Here is a 24594-nt window from a genome sequence, read left to right on the forward strand (position 1 = left end):
CGTCCGGAGAACGCCTGGCGCCGACGGTGGCGTTCCCGAAAGTTGCGGCGTTCGGCGAAAGTTCCGGCGTTCGGGGAAAGTTCTGGCGTTCGGCGAATGTCAACGCGTCCGACGTCCTGACAACGCCGCGGGCGCCGACCGCGGAGGTCAGCCGGCGACCTCGGCGGAGGCCCCCACAAGATCCTCGAGGTACGCCTCGAGAATGTCCGGGTTCAGTCCGCAGCGTAGGCCGAGATGACCATCGGGACGTACGACGAGAACCGACCCGCCCTGGCGGCCGAGCAGGCGCCGCGCCTCGCCGTATCTGTCCAGGAGAGTCACGCCCCTGGCGGTACCCAGGCCACCGCCGATGACCTCGCCGCAAACCGCCGGCCCGAACCGATGCAGGGCGGCCCTGACCACCTCGGTCGTGACGCTGCCGAGCCCGAGAACCGTCCACTGGGTGGCCCGCGTGGGAGGGGATGCCCGTACGCCGGACAGGCGTACGTCGGACAGGCGTACGTCGGACAGGCGTACGTCGGCGGCGCGGGCCGGGCTCCACAGGAGTACGTCCGGCACCGGGTCGCCGGCGCGGAGCATGACCCGCCGGCCACCGAGTTCCTGGGACAGTCGGGATCCGCGGTAGTGCAGGTCGCGCTCGCCACGTCGGACGTCGCGGGCGGTCCGGCGACGCAGAACAAGGCCCGCGGCTTGCGGCGGGAGGCTTCGCAGAATTCGACCAGCGCCTCGTCGGGCTGCGGGCGGTCCGGTGGCGTCGCCGAGCAGCTCACGTACCGGGTCCGTCGACAGCTGGCTCGTGCGAAGCGCGACCGGAAGGCGCTCCGCCTCGTAACTGTCGAGCAGGTCCTCTTCCGCCCCACGCAGGACCGCGGCCAGCTTCCAGCTCAGGTTGGTCGCGTCGCACAGGCCGGCGGCCAAGCCCGCCGCCGCGTGCGGCGCATGAAGCGAGTGAGCGTGGGCCGCGTCCCCTGCCACGAACACACGCCCGTCGCGCATCCGGTCGACGACCCCAGGAGCGATGTCGTACGCCGACAGCCAGGCCGCCTCGATGAACCGCACCTGGGTCCATCCGGTGAAGCGCTGGAACAGCGTCTGGAGGGCATCCGTGCTGGGGCGTGCCGCGCCGAGCGCGGCGGCGTCCGCGACGATGCGTACGGCCCAGATCGTGGCGCCCGTGCGGGTGGTGTGCGGGAGGGGAGCGAGGGTGATGTCGTGGTCGGGCCCGCACCAGCGGTACGTGCGGTCGGCGGGTGGGAGACCCTCGACGCCCATGTCGCCGCACCACAGCCGCACGGCCGGGGCTGACTCCGCGGCGCCGGCACCGGACCGCGCTGGCGTACCGGTGGGCGCGGACGTCCCGGTGGGCGCGGACGTGCCGGCCGGAGCGGAGTTACCGGTGGGCGCAGGGGTACCGGGCGAGGCGGAGGTGAAGGCGAGGCCCAGCAGCCGGCGTACGGTGCTCTGGCCGCCGTCTGCCCCCATGACATACGCCGAACGCACACGACGATCGTCGCCCGCCTCGTCGGTAAGACCGGCCACGACGCCGCGCGAATCCTGGCGGAGGTGTCGGAGCGTATGGCCGAAGTCGATCCGGATCCCGAGACCAGTGAGTCGCGCCCGGAGAATCTCCTCCAGGTGCACCTGCGAGAGGGCTACCGGACCGGTGAAGCGCTGGCCCGCCCTGGTCGTGGTGGAATTCTGCCCGCGGCGACGGTCACCGAGGTCTGCCAGCAACCGCCCACGGACATGGACGCGCTGGGCGGCGCTCCGCGAGGCACGGGCGAGTACGTCGTCGATCACTCCCAGATCGGCAAGGATCTCGAGGCTACGGGGATGCAGTGTCCACGCCCGCGACCCGGGCTTCGGTTCCGGTGACTGGTCGACGAGGCGAACGTCCACGCCGCGCCGGGCCAGGTCGAGCGCGGCGGCGAGCCCGGTCGCCCCGGCGCCCACGACGAGCACCTCGCAGTCCGCTCCCCCACCGGCCTCGCTCCCGGCAGGGTCCGGCCCGCGTCCCAGCGCAGGATCCTGCCCGCCGCCGCCCGGCCCAGGACCTGCCCCGTGATCATGATCGTGATCATGAAGGTCTTGTGGTCGCATACGCCTCGAATCCTTCATGATCATGGTCGCCCGCCGCGCACGTGGACCATGGTCGCCGCTCATGTCGCCACCGGCCTGCCGCTCGGCTGCCATCCGCCTTCCGCTCTGCTGCCATCCGCCTGCCGCTCGGCTGCCATCGGTCTGCCGCTCATCGTGCCGCTCAGAACGCCAGCCTCACCACGCCGAGGACCCCGAGGACGAGGTTGGGCGCGACCGAGAGGACGACGCCGAGCACCGCCGTCAGCCCGACCGCGATCCCGGCCGGCCAGGGGGTGGCGAGCCGGCGACCCGCCGTCGCCGGGTCCAGACGTACGCCATCGACAGGACGTCCACGAGCCTGCGGCGGGAGGAAGAGCAGCGCCGCCCAGTACAGGTAGTACGCCAGCGCGATCACGACGTTCACGGCCATCACCACCGCGAGCCACCCGGCGCCGCCGTCGATCGCCGCCCGGAAGATCACGACCTTGCCGAACAACCCGATGACACCCGGCGGTAGCCCGGCCAGTGCGAGGAGGAAGAACGCCAGCGCGCACGCCCGCACGGGCCGGGACCACGCCATCCCGCGGTAGTCCGCGAGCATCCGTCCGCCGCCCACCGACCCGCGCAGCTCCGACCCGCCGCCCGCTGGCCGGCCGCCAGCCGACCCGCGCGCGTCCGACCCCCGCACCTCGGGCCCGCGCGCGCCCGCGGTCACAGCGACGACCGAGAACGCACCGAGGTTCACGACCGCATAGATGAGGAGGTACGCCACGGTCGCCTGCAGCAACCCGTCGGCGCCCGCCGCCGACCCCTCGCCTCCGGAGGTAACCGCGGACGACGCCGCCGACGCCGCCCCCAGCGGCACCAACAGGTAGCCCGCCTGCGCGACACTCGACCACGCCAGCAGCCGGACGGCGTTGCGCTGCCGCAGCGCCACCAGGTTGCCGAGCGTCATCGTCAGCGCCGCGAGGACGGCGACGACCGGTGCCCACACTCCGGCGTACGACGGAAACGCGATGCTCACCACCAGCAGGAGCCCGACGAATCCGGCCGCCTTCGACACCACGGACAGGTAGGCGGCGACCGGTACGGGCGCGCCGACATACGTGTCGGGCACCCAGAAGTGGAACGGCACAGCCGCCACTTTGAAGGCCAGCCCCACCAGCGTGAGCATGACGCCGACGGCCGCGACGCCGGCCGGGCCGGCGCCGTCCCGCAGCGCCGCGTCGATCTGCGCAAGGTAGACGGTGCCGGTGACGCCGTAGACGAGTGAGACCCCGAAGAGCATCACCGCGACAGACACGACGGAGACAAGGAAGAACTTCAGCGCTGCCTCGGCCGCCCGCCGGTCGCCGCCGCGCAACCCCACGAGGGCGAACGCCGGAAGCGAGACCAGCTCCAACGCCACGACCAGCGTGATGAGGTCCCGCGCCCCGGCCAGCACCATCGCCCCACTGGCAGAACAGAGCAGCAGGAAGTGGTACTCCCCCACTGGGATCCGGGAACCGAGCGACGCACGGGTCGACAGCAAGACGACCACGGCCGCACCCCCGGCCGCAAGCAGCTGGAAGACCAGTGTTGTGTTGTCGACGACGTATGAGCACGTCATTGGTCCGCTGAGAGGGTCGACGCGGAAGGCAACCACCTGTGCGCAGAAGGCAAAATCGTGCCCAAGAATCGCGAAGTCGATGTTCTGTCCGGGCGAGGAGGCGGCCTCCGCGGCCAACATTGCCGAACTCGTGCCGGCGACATGACGAAGAGGTAGCAGCAGCGCGAGCGCGCTCACCAGGCCGCCGAACGCCGCCCACGACACGAGGCCGGGCCGCCGACCACGCGCCACCGCGTCGACGACCAGTACCGCGACAGCGGTCAGCGCGACGGCGAGCGGTGGCGCGATCGCGAGCCAGTTGATCGGCTGCACCAGGTCAGGCACCGGCACTCACCTCCCCACCAGCAGCGTGACGGCGGGTTCGGTGACCGCCAGGACCGCGCCGGGATACAGCCCGAGCACCAGCGTCAGCGCCACCAGCGGCGCCCACGACCACACCTCGATCGCGGTGACGTCACGAAGGGCCGCACCGTTCTGTACGAGGCTCGGCCCGATCGTGTCGCTGCCCTGGCAGATCCGCCGAACGAGGACGAGGAAGTACGCAGCGGTGAGGACAGCGCCGAGTCCGGCGAGCACCATCAGCACGATGTAGGTCGTCCGGGCAAGCGCGGCGTGCGGTTCGTACGCACCGAACAGCGCCAGCATCTCGCCCCAGAACCCGGCCAGCCCGGGGAGCCCGAGGCTCGCCACCGCTCCGAAGACGAACAGCCCGCCGAGCCGCGGCATCCGTGCGTACAGTCCGCCACCGAGGTCGGCGAGGACACCGGTGCCGTGCCGGTCCTTGATGGCGCCGGCGAGGAAGAACAGCAGCCCGGTGATGAGCCCGTGCGCGACTCCCGCGAAGATCGCGCCGTTGACGCCGACCGGCGTGAGTGTCGCGATGCCGAGCAGGACGAAACCCATGTGGCCGACGGAGGAGTACGCGATGAGCCGCTTGAGTTCGCGCTGCGCCAGGCAGGCGAGTGCGCCGTAGATGATGCCGACGGTGGCGAGTCCGGCGAGATAGGGCGCCACCGCGCGGGCGCCGTCGGGGACGACCGGGAGCCAGACGCGGACGAAGCCGTACGTTCCCATCTTCAGGAGTACGCCGGCCAGCAGGACCGAGCCGACCGTGGGAGCTTTCGCGTGCGCGTCGGGCAGCCAGGTGTGCAGGGGCCACATCGGGCTCTTGACCGCGAGGCCGAGTCCGATGGCGATGGCGGCGAGCAGTTGGGCGGCCGTGGTGATTCCCCGGCCGGCGCCCGCCGCGAGAGCGGTGAGGTCGAACGTACCGGCCTGTGCGTACACCAGCAGGAATCCCAGCAGCATGAGCGCGCTGCCGAGCAGGGTGTAGAGGATGAACGTCGTGGCCGCACGGCGCCGCCCGGCTCCGTCGTGCGGGTCTCCCCAGACGGCGATGACGAACCACATCGGGATGAGGACGACCTCGAAGAACAGGAAGAACAGGATCAGGTCGAACGCCACGAACGTCCCGAGCATCCCGACCTCGAGGAGCAGGACCAGAGCGACGAACGCCCGGGTCGGTGGCCGCTGTCCTTGCCCGGCGGAAGTGGCGGCGCCACCAGCGGAGGCGGCGTCGGAACCGGCGGCCGTGACGGACGCGGCGGTCGAGGGCGGGATGCGGGTCGTGTAGAGCAGGCAGCAGAACGCCAGCAACGCCGTGAGCAGGACCATCGCCAGTGAGATGCCGTCGACGCCGAGATGCCAGCGGACATCGATCGCGGGGATCCAGCTCGCGTCCGTCTCGAACTGCACGCGTTCCGCCGCCGCGTAGTCGAAGCGCACCGCGACGACGACAGCGACCAGCAACGTCGCCGCACCGACGACGGCACCCACCCGCGCCACCACCGGCTCGGCGACCAGCCTCGGCGCACCCGCCACCACGCCGGCACCGGCGAGGGGCAGGGCGAGGAGGAGCCAGAGCAGGACGTTCATGGCACCGTCCGCACGGTGAGACCTGCCAGGAGCAGCATCACCAGCCACATCAGGAGTTCGATCACGCGACCACCCCCCACGCCGCGAGGGCGAGGACGAGAACACCGGCGACGACCAGGCTCAGGTAGGTCGAGACGTTCCCGGTCTGGGCGAGCCGCAGCAGGCCTCCGACCGAGCGGGCCGCCCGGCCCGAGCCCTGGACGTAGAAGTCGACGACATCGCGGTCGCCGGCCACGACGACGCGCGCGAGCGCGTAGACCGGTCGTACGACGATCCTGGCGACCACCGCGTCGATCCGGAATCCCTGCTGCAGCAGGGGTCTCGCCGGGCCGAGCAGGTCCGCGGGGTCGCGCCTGCCCCGGCTCCGCCATGCTGCCGTGACCGCCGCGACCGCGAGTCCGGCAAGGGCGAGCGACAGCATCGTCGTACTCGCATGGAGCAGGCTCGGCGCCTCGGCCTCCGCGGGCCCACCGCCGCCCAGCCAGCGCGCCCATGTTCGCGGGGCCAGCGCCAGGAACCCGAGCAGTGCGCTCGGCACCGCCAGCACGATCAGCGGCCATCGCATGAGTGCCGGTGCCTCCGATCTTGGAGGAGGAGTCCTTCCATCCGGGGCGTGTGCCGCAGGGGCACCCACACCCAAGGCGTGTACCGCAGGGGCACCCTCATCCAAGGCGTGTCCCTCACCCAACGGAGCCGAGTCAGGTCCGGCTCCGAAGAAGACCCGCAGCCACAGCCGCGTGCAGTACGCCGCGGTGAGGGCGACGGTCGCGAACCCCGCCACCAGCAGTATCCATCCGACGCTCACCGGCAGCACTCCACCGTGCTGGACCGCTTCCTGGATCGCACCGAGCACGGCGTCCTTGGCGAAGAACCCCGACAACGGCGGCAGTGCCGCGAGCGCCGCCAACCCGATCGTCATCGTCACGAACGTCATCGGCAGCGTCCGCCGTAGCCCGCCCATCGCCGACATCAGGTTGCTGCCCACGGCGTGGATCGCCGCGCCCGCGCACAGGAACAGCAACGCCTTGAACGCCCCGTGCGCAACGAGCAGCAGGACCCCCGCGGTGTAACCACCCGCCGCGAGTCCCGCCAGCATGTAGGCCAACTGGCTGACCGTCGACCACGCCAACACCCGCTTGATGTCCTCCTCGGCGAGCGCGGCGAGCGCGGATCCGACCATGGTGATCGCGGCGATGACGGCGAGCACCGCGAGCGTCGCGGGCGCGAGCTCGAACACCGCGAGCAGCCGCGCCACCAGGAACACCCCCGCCGCCACCATGGTCGCCGCGTGAATGAGCGCGCTCACCGGTGTCGGCCCGGCCATCGCGTCCGGAAGCCAGATGTGCAGGGGGAACTGCGCCGACTTGCCGACCACGCCACAGAGCAGCAGCAGGGTCGCCAGCGTGGCCGTACCGACTGTCAACCCGCCATTGACGGCGGCCTCCTGGATCTCGCTGATTCGGAACGTGCCGGCCGCGACGCCGAGGACGAAGATCCCGAACAGGAAGCCGATGTCGCCCAGTCTCGTGACCAGGAACGCCTTCACCGCGCTGTCACGCGCGTCGGCGAGCTCCCAGTGATGGCCGATCAGGAAGTACGAACAGACGCCCATCACCTCCCAGCCCACGAGCAGCACCAGGAGGTCGTCGGCGGCGACCACGAGCAGCATCGCGGCGGTGAAGAGCGACACCAGGCAGACGTACGACGGATACCGCGAATCCCCGCGCAGGTAGTCGATCGAGTAGATCTGCACCGCCAGCGCCACGCTCGTGACGAGCAGACTCACCAGCGCCGAGAGCCCGTCGACCCGGAAGGCGATGTCGAACGCCAGCCCTCCCGTCGGCACGTGCGCCAGCACCAGCGTCTGGAGCTCGAGGCGTCCGGAAAGGTCGGCGATCACGACGGCCAGCGAGGCGATCCATCCCACGCCGGCGCCCAGGACACCGATCGGCGCGACGGCGCGCGGGACGGCCCTGCCGAGCAGGAGAGTGAGGACGGCGGCGAGGAACGCCGCGCCGGTCGCGGCGAGAAGGAGTGCGGTCATCGCTTGGCCTCCGCCGGTGCGTCCTCGGAGTTGCCGGAGGCATGTCGAGATGGCCGGCCACCATCCTCGGACAGCTCGGCCGCCGCCGCCGCATCCGCTGCCTCAGCCCTTGCCTCCACCCGCGCGTCCTCCGCCGCATCCATCGCCGCCACCTCGTCGGCGTACGCCTCATCGGTGGCGTCGCGGTCGGCGAGCTCGCGGGCGTCCTCCACGTCGATCGACGCGCGGGTACGAAAGACCAGCAGGACGATCGCCAGCCCGAGCCCGATCTCGGCGGCGGCGATGGTGATGACGAAGAGGGTCAGGATCTGCCCGCTGTGCAAGGGGTCCCGGTGCCAGGCGTCGAAGGCGAGGACGTTCAGGTTCACCGCGTTGAGCATCAGCTCGACACCGACGAGGACGAGGACGGCGTTGCGCCGTGCGAGGACGCCGTAGACGCCGATGGAGAACAGTAGGACCCCGACGAGCAGCGGCAGCAGCAGTGGCATCAGCGGCCACCTCCGGTGCCGGTGACGCCCGCGCCCTTCGTTCCCTCCGGTGGCGTACGGGGCGTACTCCTCGGGCCGCTCGGCGAACCACGGGTCGACAGCGCGATCGCACCCACGAGCGCGGCCAGCAGCAGCACCGACAGCACCTCGAACGGCAGGACCCAGGTGGAGAACACCGCTGCACCGATGGCCTTCGCGCTCCCGACCTCGACCCGGTGAAGGTCGATCACCTCACCGGCGAAGCCCGCCACCATCGTCGTACCGAGGACCGCCGCGACCGCCAACGCGACGATCCCGGCGAACCAGGCGTTCGCCTTGGTGAGGTCGGCGACCGGCCCGGTCGGCGCACGGGTGAGCATGAGCGCGAAGAGCAGCAGGACGACCACCGCTCCCACATAGATGAGCACCTGCACCCACGCCACGAACTCCGCCGTCAACAGCAGATAGCACCCCGCGAGCGCGCCGAGCGTCACCACGAGCCAGAGCGCCGCGTGGACGACCTGCCGCGTCGTGACGACCAGCAACGCCGAGCCGACCGCCACCACACCGAAGAGGGCGAAGAGCACCTGGACGGCTCTCATGGCTCGCCGTCCGCGTTCGTACGTTCGTTCTCACCGGCCTGCTCACCAGGCTGAGCAGCGGCCTGCTCGACGGCTCTCGCCGCGGCCTTCTCCACGGCCTTCTCCGCGACGCCGATCTCCCTGGCCGGCTCCGCGCCAGGGTCGAGCGGCGGCGGTACGGGCACGGTCCACATCCACTCGCGCAGCTCGTCGCGTTCGTGGGTGAGATCGGCGATGTCGGTCGTGGCGTACTCGAACTCCGGCGACCAGAACAACGCGTCGAACGGACACACGTCGATGCAGATCCCGCAGTACATGCAGAGGGAATAGTCGATCGCGAACCGGTCGAGCACGTTGTGGCTGCGTTCGCGCGCGCCCTCCTCCGCCGGGGGCGTCGTCTCCTTGTGGGAGTCGATGTAGATGCACCAGCACGGGCATTCGCGGGCGCAGAGCATGCAGACGGTGCAGTTCTCCTCGAAGAGCGCGATCACACCGCGCGACCGCGCCGGCAGGTCCGGCTTGACGTCGGGGTACTGCTGCGTCACCGAACGCCTGGTGAGGTTGTCGAACGTCACCTTGAGCCCGTGCGCGAGTCCCTTGCCCGGAATCCCGGCCATCACCACACCTCCTTGCGTACGACCCGAAGTCTCATGAGCGGACCACCGCCACCACGCCGGTGAGGGCGAGCTGCAGGAGGGCGAGCGGTACGAGCAGCTGCCACCCCAACCGCTGCAGCTGGTCCGCCCGCAGCCGCGGGTAGGCGACCCGCACCCAGATCACCACGAACGCCACCGCGAACACCTTGAGCAGCGTCCACAACCATCCCAGCGCACCGGCGAACGGCCCCTCCCAACCGCCGAGGAAGAGGACCGTCGTCAGGGCCGCGAGCACGACGATTCCGGCGTACTCCGCCAACAGGAACAGCGCGAACCGGATCCCGGTGTACTCGGTGTACGGCCCGAAGATGATCTCCGCATCGGCGACCGGCATGTCGAACGGCGGCCGGTGCAGCTCGGCCAGTCCGGCGACGAAGAAGACGAACAGCCCGGGCAGCTGCCAGATCAGCCACCACGGCTCCCACGCCTCGACAATGCCCGAGAGCGACAGCGTGCCGGCCGCCATCGCGACACTTGCCGCTGCGAGGACGAACGGCAGTTCGTACGCGAGCAACTGGCCCGCCGACCGGAAGCCGCCCAGCAGGCTGTACTTGTTGCCGCTCGCCCAGCCGCCCATGAGCGAACCGAGGACGCCGACGCCCATCACGGCGAGTACGAAGAACAGCCCGGCGTCGAGCTCGACCCCCACGAGTCCCGGCCCGAACGGGATCGCCACCAGTGCCACGAGGTACGGCACGAGCGCGAGGACAGGCGCGAGTTGGAAGACCCGGCGATCCGCGTTGGCGGGTACGACATCTTCCTTCTGCGCGAACTTCACTCCGTCGGCGACGAGCTGTGCCCAACCGTGGAAACCGCCCGCGTACATCGGGCCGAGCCGACCCTGCATGTGCGCCATCACCTTGTGCTCGGTCTGACCGACGAGGAGCGGGAGGACGAGGAACGCCACGAAGACGCCGCCCACGCGAAGGACGAACTCGAGCGCCTCAGCCATCATCGCCCCCGCCGGTCGCTTCGGGCGGCTGCTCACCCCGGGCCGGACGTTCACCGTCGGCCGGACGCTCACCCCGAGCGGGACGCTCACCCCGGGCCGGACGCTCACCCCGAGCGGGACGCTCACCCCGAGCCGGACGCTCACCCCGACCACGGGCGGGTCGGGCCGGCGGAGCGGTGACCGCCATCGGGTCCGGCGCCTCCGAACCGGGCGGGCGCGGACCCCACGCCTCGGCAGCCGGTACGCCAGGTGGCGCCATCCGTCGCCGGCTCGGCGACCGGCCGGTGTCGTGGTCGGACTCGCCGGGTTCCTTCGCGCCAGGCCATGCCTTCGCCACCCGGGCCGCCAACACGAACTCCTTGCGCAACGGGTGACCCTCGAACTCGTCCGGCAGCAACAACGGCGCAAGCCCCGGGTGCCCGGCGAAGTCGATGCCGAACATCTCGTGCGTCTCGCGCTCGTGCCACCCGGCACCCGCGTAGACCGGGGTGGCCGTCGCCAGAGCAGGTGCGGAACGCGGAATCCGCGTACGCACCAACAGGTGCGCCACCGCCGGCGCGCTCGACTGCTCCGACGCGGCGCCGAGCCGGGCGACGTGGCACACGACGGCGAAGCCCTGGTCGAGTTCGTCGACGGCGGATAACCAGTCGAAGAAGGTGCACCCCGCCTCGTCCCGCAGGACGCGCAGTGCCTCGACCCATCGGTCAGCGGGTACGTCGAGGGTGGGTGGACCGAAGCCCTCGTCGAGCCCGACCTCGACACCGAGCGCCGTCGCCAGCAGGTCCCGGGTGTCGGTGTACCAGGTCACGAGGTGTCACCCGGCCGAACGGGCCGCCTGAGCAGGGACGCCACGCTCCGCCACCGCGACGGGGCAGCGCCGGCACCTGCGTACCGTTGTTCGAGCGACTCCGCCGCGATCTTCTCCTGCAGCTTGACGATGCCCTGCAGCAACGCCTCCGGCCGCGGCGGGCACCCCGGCACGTAGACGTCGACCGGCACGATCTGGTCGACCCCTTTGGTGACGCAGTACGAATCCCAGTACGGCCCGCCGGAGTTGGAGCAGGAACCGAACGAGATGACGTACTTCGGCTCGGGCATCTGTTCGTACAGGCGGCGGATCGCGGGCGCCATCTTGTCGGTCACCGTGCCGGAGACGACCATCAGGTCGGCCTGCCGGGGCCCCGGCGCGAACGGGATCACGCCCAGCCTGATGAAGTCGTGCCGCGACATCGACGACGCGATGAACTCGATCGCGCAGCAGGCGAGGCCGAAGTTGAAGACCCACAGCGACCAGCGCCTACCCCAGTTGAGAACGAACTTCAGGGGTTCGGGCGCCAGCTTCTGCAGCGGCCCGACATGCGGCATCGGCAGGTCGAGCGGCTGCGCGGTCTTCGGAGTGTGCGGCGCCGAACCCGTTCCCTGGCCGGCGGGGGTCGTCACGTCCATGTCAGCACTCCCTTGCGCCAGGCGTAGAGCAGGCCGACGGCGATGAAGCCGAGGAACACGAACATCTCCACCAGCGTCGTCCACCCGAACCCCGGCGCGGCGAAGATCGTGGCCCAGGGGAAAAGGTAGATCGCGTCGACGGCGAAGACGACGTAAAGGTAGGCGAAGACGTAGTAACGGACATGACTCTGCGCCCAACCCGCGCCGACCGGATCGACGCCGGACTCGTAGGTGAGGTACTTCTCACGGGACGGGTTGGTGGGCCGGAGGAGCCGGTTGGCGACGAGAGCCACCGCGGCGAAGACCACGCCGAGAAGCAGAACGCTCAGCACGACCGTGTAGGTCGCGTAGTAGTCCGCGTTCATGCCCCTCTCCTTCACATCCGACGGCCGAGTCTAGTGTCGGGCGGAAGGGCGCCCTCAAGCTCCGCCCGCGCGCTTCGACACGCGCCTCCCTCCCCCGTGATCATGATCGTGATCATGAAGGTTTTTCGGTCCATTCGCGACTTTTCCTTCATGATCATGGACCCGGCGAGCCCGCTTCGCGACTCAGGCGGCGAGCGGCTCGGGCCACCGACCGCTGCGCCGCCCCGCGCGCGACCCCTACTCCAGGACGTAGATCTGGGTGTAGTCGGGGCTCCCGCCCACGGTGTCGACGATGACGTTCGCGACCTTCGAGCCGTGCAGCAGCGTCGTACCCTCCTCGCCGAGCGGCACCACGGGGAGGTACTCGTCCATGATCATCGCGTCGAGGCGGCCCCATTCGGCCAACGCCTTGTGGGCCGACAGCCTGCTGATCCGGTCGATCTCGGCGTTGACGCGATCGACGTTCAGGAACGACGGGATCGGAGCGCCCGGCAGGTGGGCCTTCCGCCCGTCCAGGATCGCCGGGAGTACGGCGTCGCCGTTGGCCCAGTCCATGCACCACCTGCCCGAACGCAGGTTGACCGGCCGGGTGCCGTCGCTTGCGAGGTCGCGGGCGAGCGCCGACGGCGCCGGAACGGTCTTGACGGTGAAACCTGCCTTGGTCAGGGCCTTTCGCCTCACCTCGGCGATCGCGGTCTCGGTGTCGTCGTCGGAGGAGAAGAACGACAGTTCGAAGCCGAGTTGGCCGGCCTCCTCCAGCAGAGTCCGCGCGGCCGACGGGTCGCCGTTGCCTTTCCCCTGGTTGCCGATGGCGTCGTGGGCGAGCCACCCGGGCGTGGCCGAGGCCATGATGGTGGTCGCCGGTTGCCAGGTCAGCCCGGGAATCGATCCGGCGGCTTCGTTCTCGGCCTTCAGGGGCCACGCTTCGGCGACGGCCCGGCGTACCGACAGAGGAATCTTGCGGGTGTCCATCCACAGGTAGGAAATGCAGGGACTCGGCCCGACGACCAGTCGATTCTCGACGTCGGTACCGCGAATCACCGGGTAGTTGTCGGCCAGCAGATCGTTGTAGCTCAGCGCGTACTGGTCGTCGCCCTCATCGGTGATGATCCGTTGCTGGATTTCGTTCTCGTCGAGCCCGAACTCGAAGATGAACGTGTCGACGAACTGGTGCCGACCCGGGTCCGTCGAAGCCGACCATTCCCGGTTCTTCACGAGGGTAAGGGTTCTGCCGTTCCAGTCGGCGGCGAATTTGTACGGGCCGGTTGCCAGCGGATGCCGGGTGTAGTCCTGACGGGTGTCCTTTGCCGCGGGAATCGGCGTGAATGTCGGAAGCGACGCGTAGTAACGCATCGACGGGAACGGTCTGCGCATCTTGACGATGATCGTCTTGTCATCCGGCGTCTCGACCGCCTCGAAGTCGCCGTCGTCGGCGTACGGGCCCGCATAGGTGTCGCCACCGAGGTAGTAGTCGAGTCCGTACGTCGGTCCGCCGGAAAGTTCCTGTTGGGCGAATTGCCGTGTGATGGCGTACGCCACATCGACCGCCTTGACCGGTGCCCCGTCCTCGTACCTCAAGCCATCGCGAAGAGTGAACTCCCACCGGGTGAAATCCCGGTTTGGCCGGCCGAGATCGGTGGCCATATCCGGCACCAGAACCGGGTTGCCGCCTTCGTACACCGTCTGGGTGAGACCCCGGGTGACCAACTTCATGATCGCCAGGGTGTCGAGTGGGGAGACCCTCGTGGGGTCGAAGGTGTGCGGCGAGTTGGCGGACAGAACGCGCAGCGTGCCGCCGGACCTGGCCTTGGCCACCTGCGGAGCGGGCGCCTCGGCGTGCGGGTCCTGCGCCTCGATGTAGGCCGTCGAGGTACGCCTCGGCTCAGGCGACCCGTCGCCGCTTCCCTGTCCAGGAAGCGGAAGCGCGCTACACGCCCCCAGCGCGAGCGCCCATGCCGCAGCGACGACCACCACCGAGACTCGCGTCCGGCACCGCATCGAACGCCGCGTCTTGGGCCACATCGGACGCCGTGTCGAGCCCAGCGTCGGGCGACGTGTCGCAGGTCGCATCGATGGGGCCCTCCATCTTGATGGGCCGGAACGTACCCTGGGTAGCCGGACTTGCGGGTACATCCTCCGGCACGAAACACCGAGGGTTACAGTCGAGTCGCGTACTGCGATGGCGTCCCAAAGTGCGGTGGCCCCCCCAACACCGAACAACCCGGACGTAGCATAGAAGCACGACAGGAGAGCGCGCCGCCCCCGAAGGCGGAGCCTCACCGCAACACGGTTTTGGGGACTAGCCCTGGCACGGCGCCCGAGGAGGTCGTTCGCCCGGTGACCAAACAGGTCCAGCAGGTCGACCGTGTCATCATCCGATTTGCCGGCGATTCCGGTGACGGCATGCAACTGACCGGTGACCGATTTACTCAGGAAACCGCATCTTTCGGAAACGACCTGTCGACATTGCCCAACTTCCCGGCGGAGATTCGCGCGCCAGCCGGGACACTGCCAGGCGTTTCGTCATTCCAGATCCATTTCGCCGACCACGACATCCTGACCCCTGGTGATGCCCCCGATGTCCTGGTGGCGATGAATCCCGCGGCGTTGAAGGCCAACCTGCCGGAGCTGCCCCGAGGCGCCACGCTGATCGTCGACGCGGACGAGTTCACCAAGCGGAACCTCAGCCGGGTCGGCTACACGGAGAACCCGCTCGACGACGGTTCGCTCGACGCCTACCAGACCCACGGGTTCAAGCTCACGAGCATGACCACCGAGGCGATCAAGGCCGCGCTCGGGCCGGACCAGGGCGGGTTGTCGCGCAAGGACGCCAGCCGGGCCAAGAACATGTACGCCCTCGGCCTGGTCTCGTGGCTCTACAACCGTCCGACGGATTCGACCCTGTCCTTCCTGAACGCGAAGTTCGCTCGCCTTCCCGCCATCCGCGACGCCAACATCGCGGCGTTCAAGGCGGGCTGGAACTTCGGTGAGACCGCCGAGGCGTTCGCGATCTCCTACCAGGTCCGGCCGGCGGAGATGAAGGCCGGGCTCTACCGCAACATCTCCGGCAACCTCGCTCTTGCGTACGGCCTCATCACGGGGGCCAACCGGGCGGGGCTGCCGATGTTCCTCGGCTCCTACCCCATCACGCCGGCGAGCGACGTCCTGCACGAGCTGAGCAAGCACAAACGCTTCGACGTGACGACGTTCCAGGCCGAGGACGAGATCGCCGGGGTGGGCGCCGCCCTCGGTGCCGCGTTCGGGGGCGCGCTCGGGGTGACCACGACCTCCGGGCCCGGTGTCTCGCTGAAGTCGGAGACGATCGGCCTGGGTGTGACGCTCGAGCTCCCGCTGGTGATCTGCGACATCCAGCGCGCCGGTCCCTCGACCGGGATGCCGACCAAGACCGAGCAGGCCGACCTGCTGCAGGCGATGTTCGGGCGTAACGGCGAGGCGCCGGTCCCGATCATCGCACCGCGCTCGCCGTCGGACTGCTTCGACGCCGCCATCGAGGCCGTACGCATCGCCGTGACCTATCGCACGCCGGTGTTCGTGCTGTCCGACGGTTACCTCGCCAACGGCTCCGAGCCGTGGCGGATCCCGGACGTCGCCGATCTGCCCGAGGTCAAGGTCGAGTTCGCCACCGAACCCAACCACGAGACCGAGACCGGCGAGCGGGTCTTCTGGCCGTACAAGCGCGACCCCGAGACCCTCGCCCGTCCCTGGGCGGTGCCGGGCACACCCGGCCTCGAGCACCGGATCGGCGGGCTGGAGAAGGCGGACGGACACGGCAACATCTCCTACGACGCCGCCAACCACGACCTCATGGTCCGCACCCGCCAGGCCAAGATCGACGGGATCGCGCGGACCATCCCGCCGCTGGAGGTCGAGGACCCGGGCAAGGACGCCAAGGTGCTCGTCCTCGGCTGGGGCTCGACGTACGGCCCGATCGGCGCTGCCTGTCGGACCCTGCGCGAGCACGGCACCCCGGTCGCACAGGCGCACCTGCGGCACCTCAACCCGCTGCCACCCGACCTGGGCGAGGTGCTCAAGAGCTACGAACGCGTGCTGGTCCCGGAGATGAACCTCGGCCAGTTGGCCATGCTGCTGCGGGCCCGCTACCTCGTCGACGTGGTGACCTACAACCGCGTTCGCGGGCTTCCGTTCAGCGCCGCCGAACTCGTCGAGGCGATCGGCGAGCTCATCGGCTCACTCGAGGACGGCGACGATGCCGGCTCCCTGTCTGACCCGTCGCCCAACGGCCACGTCCGTCACGGCGTCGACGTGGAGGAGGACTGCAGACGCTCATGACCACCACCGATCTGCCGCTGCCCGGACTGCGGGGCGTCCCGACGGCTGACGCTCCGCAGAACCGCAAGGAGTTCACCTCCGACCAGGAGGTGCGGTGGTGCCCAGGCTGCGGCGACTACGCGATCCTCGCGGCGGTGCAGGGGTTCCTGCCCGAGCTGGGCGTCAAGCGGGAGAACGTCGTCTTCGTCTCCGGCATCGGCTGCTCGAGCCGGTTCCCCTACTACCTCGACACGTACGGCATGCACGGAATCCACGGCCGCGCCCCCGCGATCGCGACCGGCCTCGCCACATCGCGGCCGGACCTGTCGGTGTGGGTGGTCACCGGTGACGGCGACGGGCTGTCCATCGGCGGCAACCACCTGATCCACGCGTTGCGGCGCAACGTCAACCTCAAGATCCTGCTGTTCAACAACCGGATCTACGGGCTGACGAAGGGACAGTACTCGCCCACGTCGGAACTGGGGAAGATCACCAAGTCGACGCCGCTCGGCTCGCTCGACGCGCCGTTCAACCCGGTGTCGCTGGCACTCGGCGCCGAGGCGACGTTCGTCGGCCGCACGATCGACACCGACCGCAAGCACCTCACCTCGGTGCTGCGGGCCGCGGTGCAGCATCGGGGCGCGTCACTGGTCGAGATCTACCAGAACTGCAACATCTACAACGACGGTGCGTTCGAGATCCTCAAGGGCAAGGACACCCAGGACGAGGCGGTGATCCGGCTCGAGCACGGCCAGCCGATTCTGTTCGGCCGCGACGGCGAGCTGGGTGTCGTCCGCGACCAGGCGTCCGGCGGGCTGCGGGTCGCGGCGGTGGCCGAGGTCGGGGCCGACGCCGTGCTCGTGCACGACGCCTACGGTGCCGACCCGACGACGGCGTTCGGTCTCTCCCGGCTCGCCGACGCGCAGACGCTGCACCACTCGCCGATCGGGATCTTCCGCCAGGTGGAGCGGCCGACCTACGACGATCTCGCCCGTGACCAACTGGCGAAGGTTCGGGCCGACAAGGGCCCCGGCGACCTGGCACAACTGCTCCAGGGAGCCGACACCTGGACCGTCGGCTCCAGCGCCTGACCGCCCACGCCTGACCGCGGATTCGGCATGGCCGGGCCTGAATGACCACGCTGAGCAGGCCCGTGGCAACTCGACCAGGCGTACCGTCCGTCGGACAATGACCACGCTGAGCAGGCCCGTGGGAAGTCGACCAGGCGTACTGCCCGTCGGACAATGACCACGCTGAGCAGGTCTGCGTACCTCGGAGAGGCGTCCATGCCTGGCCTAGGTGCTACTGGCATGCTCAGCGTGGTCATTGCCCGACGGGGGCGCCGCGCCTGAACGCGGGGCGGAGATCCCAGTCCGCGAGACCAGCGAGCCGACGATTCGTCTGATCAATCCGTCGTACGTAGTCTGCGACGTGTGGACGAGCAACGCCGGGGGTTGATCTTCGGTGTCCTCGCCTACGCGAGCTGGGGACTGTTCCCGCTCTACTGGCCGCTCGTCCAACCCGCCGGATCGGTCGAGGTCCTGGCGCATCGGCTGATCTGGTCGCTCGTCTTCGTCACCATCCTGCTGAGGATCCGCCCCCGCCCGGGTTGGTGGGCAGCCCTCCGGACCCGTCCGCGCAGTGTCGGCTACCTGTCCGCCGCCGCGCTCATCATCGCGATCAACTGGGGCACCTACATCTGGGCCGTCAACCACGACCATGTAGTGGACACGGCTCTCGGCTACTACATCAACCCGCTCGTGATCGTGATGGCCGGTGTCCTGCTCTTCGGCGAACGCCTCAACCGCGCGCAGTGGACCGCCCTGACGATCGCCGCCGTCGCGGTCGTCATCCTCACCATCGACTACGGCCGGCCGCCGTGGGTGGCGTTCACGCTCGCCCTGACCTTCACGGCGTACGCCCTGTGCAAGAAGAAGGCCGCGGCCGGAGCGATGGAGAGCCTCGCCGTCGAGACCACGGTCGCGGGCCCGCTGGCACTCGGATATCTCGGCTGGCTGGAACTCACCGGGGCGGGTGCCTTCGGCCACACCGGCTGGGACAAGGCCGTCCTGCTGGCCGGCGCGGGCGTGGTCACCGCCATCCCGCTGCTGCTGTTCGCCGCCGCGGCCACCCGGGTCTCGCTGACGACGCTGGGGATCATCCAGTACATCGCGCCGACGTTGCAGTTCCTGATCGGCGTGCTGGTGTTCGCCGAGCCGATGCCGCCGGTACGCCTGGCCGGCTTCGCCATCGTCTGGCTCGCCCTCGCGATCTTCACGTGGGACGGCCTGCGACGGGGCCGCCGCGCGCAACTGGAAGCTGCAGGATCCGGTCCGCCATCGCGAGGAACAGCTCCCGTCGCCGAGCCAAACTGACCGGCGGCGCCCACAGGCCGCGTTCGAGCCCGGCGATCGCGGGATCCATCCCGAACCTCGCCACCCAGTGGTGCAACCACTTCGGATGCGGGCAGTAGCGGCGTTCGGCCGCGAACCATGTCACCAGCGCGTGCCGCATCACCTTGCTCAGCAGGTCGTGGAACAGCCACCCGTCGCCACGGCGAGCGCAGGTCGCAAGATCCCGGTCGTACGACGGCAACTCCTCCGCCAGCACGCTCCGCGACCGTTCGACGAGCGCCGGCGGAAATGTCGACAGCTGGGACCTGACCTCCGCCCCGGTGCCGGCGCCGTCGGCGAGCAGCGTGCCGTAGGCGAAGCCCGCAATGGCGTACAACGGGGTCGGGTACTCCACGCCCTCCCACCCACGGCCGGACCGCACATCGCTGGCCCAGCCGTCGAAGACACGGCGGGTCTTGTGGGAGACGTCGACCTGGAATCCGCCGATGTCGAGCCGGTCGAGCACGAAACCAGGCTGGTGGAACGTCACCGGAACGCCGCGGCCGGTGTGGAGCTTCTCGACCGGGCGATCCGACGGCGCGGGCGGGCCGTCCCGGTCCCACACCAGGACGATGTCGACGTCTGAGTCCGTCGTGAACCCGGTGAACACCGACCCCTGGCCGTAGGCGAAGGCGAGCCCCCCGAGGGCACGGTAGGTGGGTACGACCTGGCGAGCGATCCGGAGAGCGGTGTCCACCCCACGTATCCTGGCGATCCACGCCGGTCCGCGCATCGGCAGGTCCAGGACAGGCCTCCGCAGGGCGCGGTGCGGCCCGGATACTCGACTCCACCGCAACCGCGAGTGGTCCGAAAGTTGACCCGCTTCCAGTCGGGCACCTCCGAGCAGCTCCGAGGGCAGGAAAGGATGTCGGTCCATGACAGCAGCGGTGAAGGCGGTGAGCCGCAGTGCGACCCATTCGTTCAGCAAGGACGTCTGCGAGCGCGTCGAGCTGCTCGCCGGCCTCGGTGTGGCGGGTGACGCCCACTCCGGTGTGACGGTCAAGCACCGGTCGAGGGTGGCCCGCGACCCCAGCCAGCCCAACCTGCGTCAGGTCCACCTCATCCACGCAGAGCTCCACGAGGAGCTGGCCGAGGCGGGGTTCACCGTGGCGGCGGGGCAGATGGGTGAGAACGTCACCACCTCCGGCGTCGACCTGCTCGGGCTGCCGACCGGCACGCGGCTCCATCTCGGCGCGTCGGCGGTGGTCGAGGTGACCGGACTCCGCAATCCGTGTACGCAGCTGGACGACTTCCAGCCGGGCCTGCTCGCGGCCGTCCTGGGCCGCGACGAGACCGGCAAGGTCATCCGCAAGGCCGGCATCATGGGAGTCGTCGTCACCGGCGGTGAGGTCCGGCCCGGTGACGCCATCCAGGTCGAGCTGCCACCCGAACCGCACCATCCGCTCGACCGGGTCTAGACGGTATGCACAGGAGCCCGGCCCTCATCCAGCGTCAGGTTGCTCCCGTTTCTGGTCGAGGATGCGTTCGGCCATCGAGACGAACACCTCGCGGCGGCGTTCGAGGGTGATGGGCAGCCACAGCGAACGCTCCAGCGACGCTATCCGGCTGTCCATCCCAAACCGCGCGATCCAGTGCTGCAGCCACTTCGGGTGCGGGCAGTACCGGTGCTCGGCCGAGAACCACGCGACGAGCGCGTGCCGCAGCACCCTGCTCAGGAGTTCGTGGAAGAGCAACCCATCGCCGCGGCGGGCCGAGCCGGCAAGGTCGCGTTCGTACGACGGAAGTTCCGCCTCCAGCACGGTCCGGGACCGCTCGATCAGCAGGGGCGGAAATGACGTGAGGTCGCTCCGTGCGGCGGCGGCGAGCCCGTTCTCGTCGATGAACATCCGGCCGTAGGCGAATCCCGCGATCGCGTAGAGCGGCATCGTGGAGTCAGAGTCCTCCCAACCCCAGCCGGAACGGATGTCCCGGATCCACCCGGAGAACGTCTCGTGCGACTTGTGGGAGACCTCGATCTGCTCGCCGTTGACCCAGAACCGGTCCAAGGAGAAGCCCGGATAGTCGTGCTGCAGCGGCTTGCCGGGGCCGTTGTGTAGGTCCGCCATCGCCTGGGAGCGCACCTTGGGCGGATCGCCGTCCCAGACCATGATCAGGTCGAGGTCGGAGTCGTTGGTGAAACCCGCGATGACCGGGCCCTGGCCGTAGGCGAACGCGAGGCCGTCGAGCGAGCGATAAGCCGTGGTGACGCGGTTCGCGATCTCGAGAGCGGAGTCCACGCGCATATCCTCTCCACCGGAGCGCGTGGACGCGAGTCGGGGCCGATGCCGGCCGTCCGCGGTCCCAGGTCCCGCCCAGGTTCGGCCCAGGTTCGGCCCAGGTCTCGCCCGTGTGGAGTCCGCGCCCAGTCCGCACCACCCGCAACCGTGATACGCACGCACCGTAACAAGGGTGCAGGCGTTCCGTCGGCGACGGGCGAGCAGGCTGGCTGAGCGGGCGGGCTGGCTGTCGGCGGGCGCTGTCGACGGCCGGATTCCCGGCGGTCACCGGCCGTTCAGGTCCGCGCCGTGTCGCGCTTGTCGGAGTCACCTAGCTTCGGCTTCGGGATCGACCGCGGGTTCGCCGCGCCTCGAAGGCGGAGCGGCGCGCGGTCCCGGCCCTCGCTCGGAGCGCTCACGCCCGGCTCCGGGCACACCTTCGTACCTGTGCGGACCTGGAGTGTGTCCTGACATGAAGCGGCTCCTCCCCCTCCTTCCACGGCACGGCTCACGGAGCCGGCTCACGTGTGAGTTCCGGTGCGGCAACGCCTGCGACCACCCGGTGCCCAACCGGAGCGACAACCCGTACTTCGCAGACGTCGCGGCGTCGGCGCTGTCCAGGCGTTCGCTGCTGAAGGGAACCGCGGTCGGCGCGTTGGTGATCGGCGGCGCCGCCGGCGCGGCCGTGCCGAGCGCGGCGGCTGCCGCGAGTCCGACGGACGGCCCGCGCCCGAGCAACGGACGTGGCAGCGGCGGATCCCGGATCAGCGACCTCGCCTTCACCCCCGTCGCGCCGAACACCCGCGACGCGCTCGTCGTTCCGGACGGCTACGCGCAGGCAGTCGTGGCCAGCTGGGGCGACCCGGTGCTGCCGGACGCCCCGGAGTTCGACTTCGAGATCCAGACGGCGGCGGCGCAGGAGAAGCAGTTCGGCTACAACTGTGACTACGTGAGCGTGCTCCCGCTGGGGAGCGGTTCCCGGGGCGGCGAGAGGGCGCTGCTCGTCACCAACCACGAGTACACCGACGAGGCCCTGATGTTCCGCGGATGGGCCAACGGTGCATCGGCGTCCGAGGAGCAACTGCGGGTCTCGCTCGCAGCCCACGGGATGTCCGTCGTCGAGATCGAGCGGGTCGGACGCACCGGCCGGTGGAAGCTCGTCACTTCTGGCCGGCGGCCGTTCAACAAACGGGTCACCGCGACGACCGCGCATGTCATCACCGGACCCGCGGCGGGCCACGGCCTGCTCAAGACCGCGGCCGACCCGACCGGACGCCGGGTGCTCGGCACGCTGAACAACTGCGCCGGCGGCACCACGCCATGGGGCACGGTCCTGTCCGGTGAGGAGAACTTCAACCAGTACTTCGAAGCGTCCGGCGCCGTCGACCCTGCGCACGTCCCGGCATTCACGCGTTACGGTCTGCCGACGGCCAAGGCGGCGGGCAAGTCGTGGGCCAGGATCGACGAACGCTTCGACCTGACGAAGAACCCGAACGAAGCGAACCGGTTCGGCTGGATCGTCGAGCTGGATCCGTACGACCCGGAGGCCCCGCCCCGCAAGCGCACCATGCTGGGTCGGTTCAAGCACGAGGGCGCGGAAGTCACCTCGACCCGCGACGGCCGGATCGTCGCGTACCTCGGTGACGACGAGCGCTTCGACTACCTCTACAAGTTCGTGTCCCGCGACCGCTACCGGACGACCCGGACCGCCGCCGCGCACCGCCACAACATGAGCCTGCTCGACCGCGGCACCCTCTACGTCGCCAAGTTCACCGGCGACGGCGCGGACGACGGGGAGTACGACGGCACCGGCGAGTGGATCCCGCTGACGAGCGACGAGGAGTCGTTTGTCGACGGGATGTCGGTCGCGGAGGTGCTCGTCCACACGCGGCTCGCGGCGGACAAGGTAGGCCCCACCAAGATGGACCGGCCGGAGGACGTCGAGCGGAATCCGGTCACCGGCTCGGTCTACATGGCGTGCACCAACAACTCCAACCGCACGGCGGAGCAGGTCGACGAGGCCAACCCGCGGGCGGCCAACAAGCACGGTCACGTCGTCGAGATCGACGAGAGCCGCGGGGACGCGGCGGCGACGTCGTTCAGCTGGCGGCTGTTCCTGGTCTGCGGGGATCCGGGCGATCCGACGACCTACTTCGGTGGGTACGACAAGTCCAAGGTGAGCCCGATCTCGTGCCCGGACAACCTGGCGTTCGACGGTGCGGGAAACCTGTGGATTTCCACCGACGGCAACGCGCTGGAGTCCAACGACGGGCTGTTCGCCACCCCGGTGCGCGGGCCGGAACGCGGGCATGTCAGGCAGTTCCTGACGGTGCCGGTGGGCGCGGAGACGTGCGGACCGCTGGTGACCCCTGACCAGCGGACGGTGTTCGTCGCCGTCCAGCATCCGGGCGAGGTCGACGGCGCGACCCCGGAGGAGCCGGCGTCGAGGTGGCCGTACGGCGGCCAGCCACACCCGTCGGTCGCCTGCGTCTGGATGGACTGACCCGCCCTGCGCCCTCCCGCCTCGGTGATCATGAAGGCGTCCGGTACGTAGGGGCCCGTTCCCTTCACGGTCCGGTCCGCTTTCATGATCACGGGAACGACATGAGGACAGGGCGAGGAATGGGCCGACGAAACGGGGGCCGAGGAAGGGGCCGACGAAACGGGGGCCGAGGAAGGGGCCGACGAAGCGGGGGCCTGGCACCGGCGACAATGCTGGCATGACGAACGTCGCCGGGCTGCTGCTCGCCGCAGGTGAGGGCGCTCGGTTCGGGCGGCCCAAGGCGCTGGTCGAGTTCGGCGGACAACTCCTCGTCGAGCGCGGACTCCGACTGCTGACCGCGGGAGGCTGCGCCCCGGTGCACGTCGTCCTCGGTGCGGCGTACGACGAGATCCTCGCGACCGCCGACCTCGCCGCCGCGACGACGGTGGTACGCAACGACGCCTGGCCGACCGGCCTCGGGTCGTCGTTGCGAGCTGGACTGGCGTCCATGCCACCGGACGTCGGCGCCGTCGTCATCGCCCTCGTCGACCAGCCCCTCGTCACCGCCACGGCCGTCGAACGCCTTCGCGCTGCATACGCCGCGGGTGCGGTGGCGGCGGTCGCGACCTACGGCGAGCACCCTCGCCATCCGGTGCTCCTCGCCCGCGCTGTCTGGAAGGACATCGCCGAACTCGCCACCGGTGACGCGGGTGCCCGGGGATTCCTGCGGAGCCGGCCGGATCTCGTGACGAAGGTTCCCTGTGACGACGTGGGGTCTGCCGCAGACATCGACACACCGGACGACCTCGCAACTCTGCGAGACGACACGGCTGCGGACAGCTGAGAACACGCCCGAGATCAGTCCCGCTACAGGACCGACATACGGACGCTCTAAGGTGGGCAGCCCGCAGCGAAGGCATGCGCCATCGCCACAGGTCGACATGTCGCCTGCGAGGAGGACAACGAGAGACTGGCCACCTGGTTACGGCTGAAAGGCGGCAATGCTTCGGCGACGTACAGACGAATCAGCTGAGCCCACTTCCGCGCGTCTGAACCTGGACAGTCAGCGGGCTGCCGAA

19 protein-coding genes and 1 pseudogene are annotated in these 24594 nt (G+C 69.8%); 6 read left to right on the forward strand and 14 right to left on the reverse strand.

Annotated features, from left to right (window positions below; genetic code table 11):
• Positions 1-147: 147 nt before the first annotated feature.
• From ABN028_RS13070 to ABN028_RS13125, 12 genes and pseudogenes are all read right to left on the reverse strand, one after another.
• Positions 148-2100 (reverse strand): FAD-dependent oxidoreductase, encoded by a 1953-nt coding sequence (locus tag ABN028_RS13070; protein ID WP_349696793.1) that lies wholly within the window; start codon positions 2098-2100, stop codon positions 148-150.
• A gap of 160 nt (positions 2101-2260) precedes the next feature.
• Positions 2261-4012 (reverse strand): NADH-quinone oxidoreductase subunit N, encoded by a 1752-nt coding sequence (locus tag ABN028_RS13075; protein ID WP_349696794.1) that lies wholly within the window; start codon positions 4010-4012, stop codon positions 2261-2263.
• 6 nt (positions 4013-4018) lie between these two features.
• The gene (locus ABN028_RS13080) at positions 4019-5623 is read right to left on the reverse strand and encodes a complex I subunit 4 family protein (RefSeq protein ID WP_349696795.1); all 1605 of its coding nucleotides are present in this window, start codon (positions 5621-5623) and stop codon (positions 4019-4021) included.
• Positions 5624-5684: 61 nt separating this feature from the next.
• Positions 5685-7667, reverse strand: coding sequence for an NADH-quinone oxidoreductase subunit 5 family protein (locus ABN028_RS13085; protein WP_349696796.1), 1983 nt, complete (start codon positions 7665-7667; stop codon positions 5685-5687).
• Positions 7664-8155, reverse strand: coding sequence for an NADH-quinone oxidoreductase subunit NuoK (gene nuoK, locus ABN028_RS35355; RefSeq protein WP_502879179.1), 492 nt, complete (start codon positions 8153-8155; stop codon positions 7664-7666). Before nuoK ends, ABN028_RS13085 begins: the two co-directional genes overlap by 4 nt.
• Positions 8155-8736, reverse strand: coding sequence for an NADH-quinone oxidoreductase subunit J family protein (locus ABN028_RS13095; RefSeq protein ID WP_349696797.1), 582 nt, complete (start codon positions 8734-8736; stop codon positions 8155-8157). Before ABN028_RS13095 ends, nuoK begins: the two co-directional genes overlap by 1 nt.
• A gap of 242 nt (positions 8737-8978) precedes the next feature.
• Positions 8979-9206, reverse strand: a pseudogene (locus ABN028_RS13100) (4Fe-4S binding protein); the annotation flags it as partial.
• A 157-nt stretch (positions 9207-9363) separates the two neighbouring features.
• The gene (gene nuoH, locus ABN028_RS13105; RefSeq protein ID WP_349696798.1) at positions 9364-10359 is read right to left on the reverse strand and encodes an NADH-quinone oxidoreductase subunit NuoH; all 996 of its coding nucleotides are present in this window, start codon (positions 10357-10359) and stop codon (positions 9364-9366) included.
• Positions 10316-11131 (reverse strand): NADH-quinone oxidoreductase subunit C, encoded by an 816-nt coding sequence (locus ABN028_RS13110; protein WP_349696799.1) that lies wholly within the window; start codon positions 11129-11131, stop codon positions 10316-10318. The genes nuoH and ABN028_RS13110 overlap by 44 nt, the downstream gene beginning before the upstream one ends.
• Complete coding sequence (locus tag ABN028_RS13115; RefSeq protein ID WP_349330102.1) at positions 11128-11769, reverse strand: NADH-quinone oxidoreductase subunit B; 642 nt, start codon at positions 11767-11769, stop codon at positions 11128-11130. Before ABN028_RS13115 ends, ABN028_RS13110 begins: the two co-directional genes overlap by 4 nt.
• Positions 11760-12134 carry an NADH-quinone oxidoreductase subunit A gene (locus tag ABN028_RS13120; RefSeq protein ID WP_349330101.1) on the reverse strand — a complete coding sequence of 125 codons (375 nt, stop codon included), beginning with the start codon at positions 12132-12134 and terminating at the stop codon, positions 11760-11762. The genes ABN028_RS13115 and ABN028_RS13120 overlap by 10 nt, the downstream gene beginning before the upstream one ends.
• Before the next feature lie 237 nt (positions 12135-12371).
• On the reverse strand, positions 12372-14108 hold the full coding sequence (locus ABN028_RS13125; RefSeq protein WP_349696800.1) for an ABC transporter substrate-binding protein: 1737 nt from the start codon (positions 14106-14108) through the stop codon (positions 12372-12374).
• Between the two features lie 363 nt (positions 14109-14471).
• Between ABN028_RS13125 and ABN028_RS13130 the strand changes: the two genes are divergently transcribed.
• The 3 genes from ABN028_RS13130 (at position 14472) to rarD (ending at position 18799) form a co-directional block, all read left to right on the forward strand.
• Positions 14472-16445: a 2-oxoacid:acceptor oxidoreductase subunit alpha gene (locus ABN028_RS13130; RefSeq protein WP_349330099.1), complete on the forward strand. Its 1974-nt coding sequence runs from the start codon at positions 14472-14474 to the stop codon at positions 16443-16445.
• The gene (locus tag ABN028_RS13135) at positions 16442-17515 is read left to right on the forward strand and encodes a 2-oxoacid:ferredoxin oxidoreductase subunit beta (RefSeq protein ID WP_349330098.1); all 1074 of its coding nucleotides are present in this window, start codon (positions 16442-16444) and stop codon (positions 17513-17515) included. Before ABN028_RS13130 ends, ABN028_RS13135 begins: the two co-directional genes overlap by 4 nt.
• Before the next feature lie 342 nt (positions 17516-17857).
• The gene (gene rarD / locus ABN028_RS13140) at positions 17858-18799 is read left to right on the forward strand and encodes an EamA family transporter RarD (RefSeq protein WP_349696801.1); all 942 of its coding nucleotides are present in this window, start codon (positions 17858-17860) and stop codon (positions 18797-18799) included.
• Here rarD and ABN028_RS13145 read toward each other — a convergent pair.
• A complete protein-coding gene (locus ABN028_RS13145; RefSeq protein ID WP_349696802.1) occupies positions 18699-19514 on the reverse strand; it encodes a DUF4037 domain-containing protein in 816 nt (271 codons plus the stop codon). The two genes, rarD and ABN028_RS13145, sit on opposite strands and share 101 nt — an antisense overlap.
• Positions 19515-19692: 178 nt before the next feature.
• On the opposite strand from ABN028_RS13145, the gene ABN028_RS13150 reads away from it, so the two are divergent.
• The gene (locus tag ABN028_RS13150; RefSeq protein ID WP_349330095.1) at positions 19693-20235 is read left to right on the forward strand and encodes an MOSC domain-containing protein; all 543 of its coding nucleotides are present in this window, start codon (positions 19693-19695) and stop codon (positions 20233-20235) included.
• A gap of 24 nt (positions 20236-20259) precedes the next feature.
• Here the strand turns inward: ABN028_RS13150 and ABN028_RS13155 are convergent, their stop codons facing one another.
• Positions 20260-21054, reverse strand: a complete 795-nt coding sequence (locus ABN028_RS13155; protein WP_349330094.1) for a DUF4037 domain-containing protein — start codon at positions 21052-21054, stop codon at positions 20260-20262.
• Positions 21055-21505: 451 nt separating this feature from the next.
• On the opposite strand from ABN028_RS13155, the gene ABN028_RS13160 reads away from it, so the two are divergent.
• Together ABN028_RS13160 and ABN028_RS13165 are read left to right on the forward strand one after the other, a co-directional pair.
• The gene (locus tag ABN028_RS13160) at positions 21506-23536 is read left to right on the forward strand and encodes a PhoX family protein (RefSeq protein ID WP_349696803.1); all 2031 of its coding nucleotides are present in this window, start codon (positions 21506-21508) and stop codon (positions 23534-23536) included.
• A gap of 217 nt (positions 23537-23753) precedes the next feature.
• Positions 23754-24359: a nucleotidyltransferase family protein gene (locus ABN028_RS13165; protein ID WP_349696804.1), complete on the forward strand. Its 606-nt coding sequence runs from the start codon at positions 23754-23756 to the stop codon at positions 24357-24359.
• Positions 24360-24594 lie beyond the last annotated feature (235 nt).

The sequence above is a fragment of the Actinopolymorpha sp. B17G11 genome (genome assembly GCF_040196095.1).
Classification (GTDB): Bacteria; Actinomycetota; Actinomycetes; order Propionibacteriales; family Actinopolymorphaceae; genus Thermasporomyces.

Bases quoted from the DNA above. Each gene is read 5' to 3' on its own strand.
- ABN028_RS13115 (WP_349330102.1), bottom strand. From the start codon at position 11,769: ATGGACGTGACGACCCCCGCCGGCCAGGGAACGGGTTCGGCGCCGCAC.
- ABN028_RS13070 (WP_349696793.1), bottom strand. From the start codon at position 2,100: ATGCGACCACAAGACCTTCATGATCACGATCATGATCACGGGGCAGGT.
- ABN028_RS13120 (WP_349330101.1), bottom strand. From the start codon at position 12,134: ATGAACGCGGACTACTACGCGACCTACACGGTCGTGCTGAGCGTTCTG.
- ABN028_RS13080 (WP_349696795.1), bottom strand. From the start codon at position 5,623: ATGAACGTCCTGCTCTGGCTCCTCCTCGCCCTGCCCCTCGCCGGTGCC.
- ABN028_RS13150 (WP_349330095.1), top strand. From the start codon at position 19,693: ATGACAGCAGCGGTGAAGGCGGTGAGCCGCAGTGCGACCCATTCGTTC.
- ABN028_RS13160 (WP_349696803.1), top strand. From the start codon at position 21,506: ATGAAGCGGCTCCTCCCCCTCCTTCCACGGCACGGCTCACGGAGCCGG.
- nuoK (WP_502879179.1), bottom strand. From the start codon at position 8,155: ATGCCACTGCTGCTGCCGCTGCTCGTCGGGGTCCTACTGTTCTCCATC.
- ABN028_RS13165 (WP_349696804.1), top strand. From the start codon at position 23,754: ATGACGAACGTCGCCGGGCTGCTGCTCGCCGCAGGTGAGGGCGCTCGG.
- ABN028_RS13095 (WP_349696797.1), bottom strand. From the start codon at position 8,736: ATGAGAGCCGTCCAGGTGCTCTTCGCCCTCTTCGGTGTGGTGGCGGTC.
- ABN028_RS13085 (WP_349696796.1), bottom strand. From the start codon at position 7,667: ATGACCGCACTCCTTCTCGCCGCGACCGGCGCGGCGTTCCTCGCCGCC.
- ABN028_RS13135 (WP_349330098.1), top strand. From the start codon at position 16,442: ATGACCACCACCGATCTGCCGCTGCCCGGACTGCGGGGCGTCCCGACG.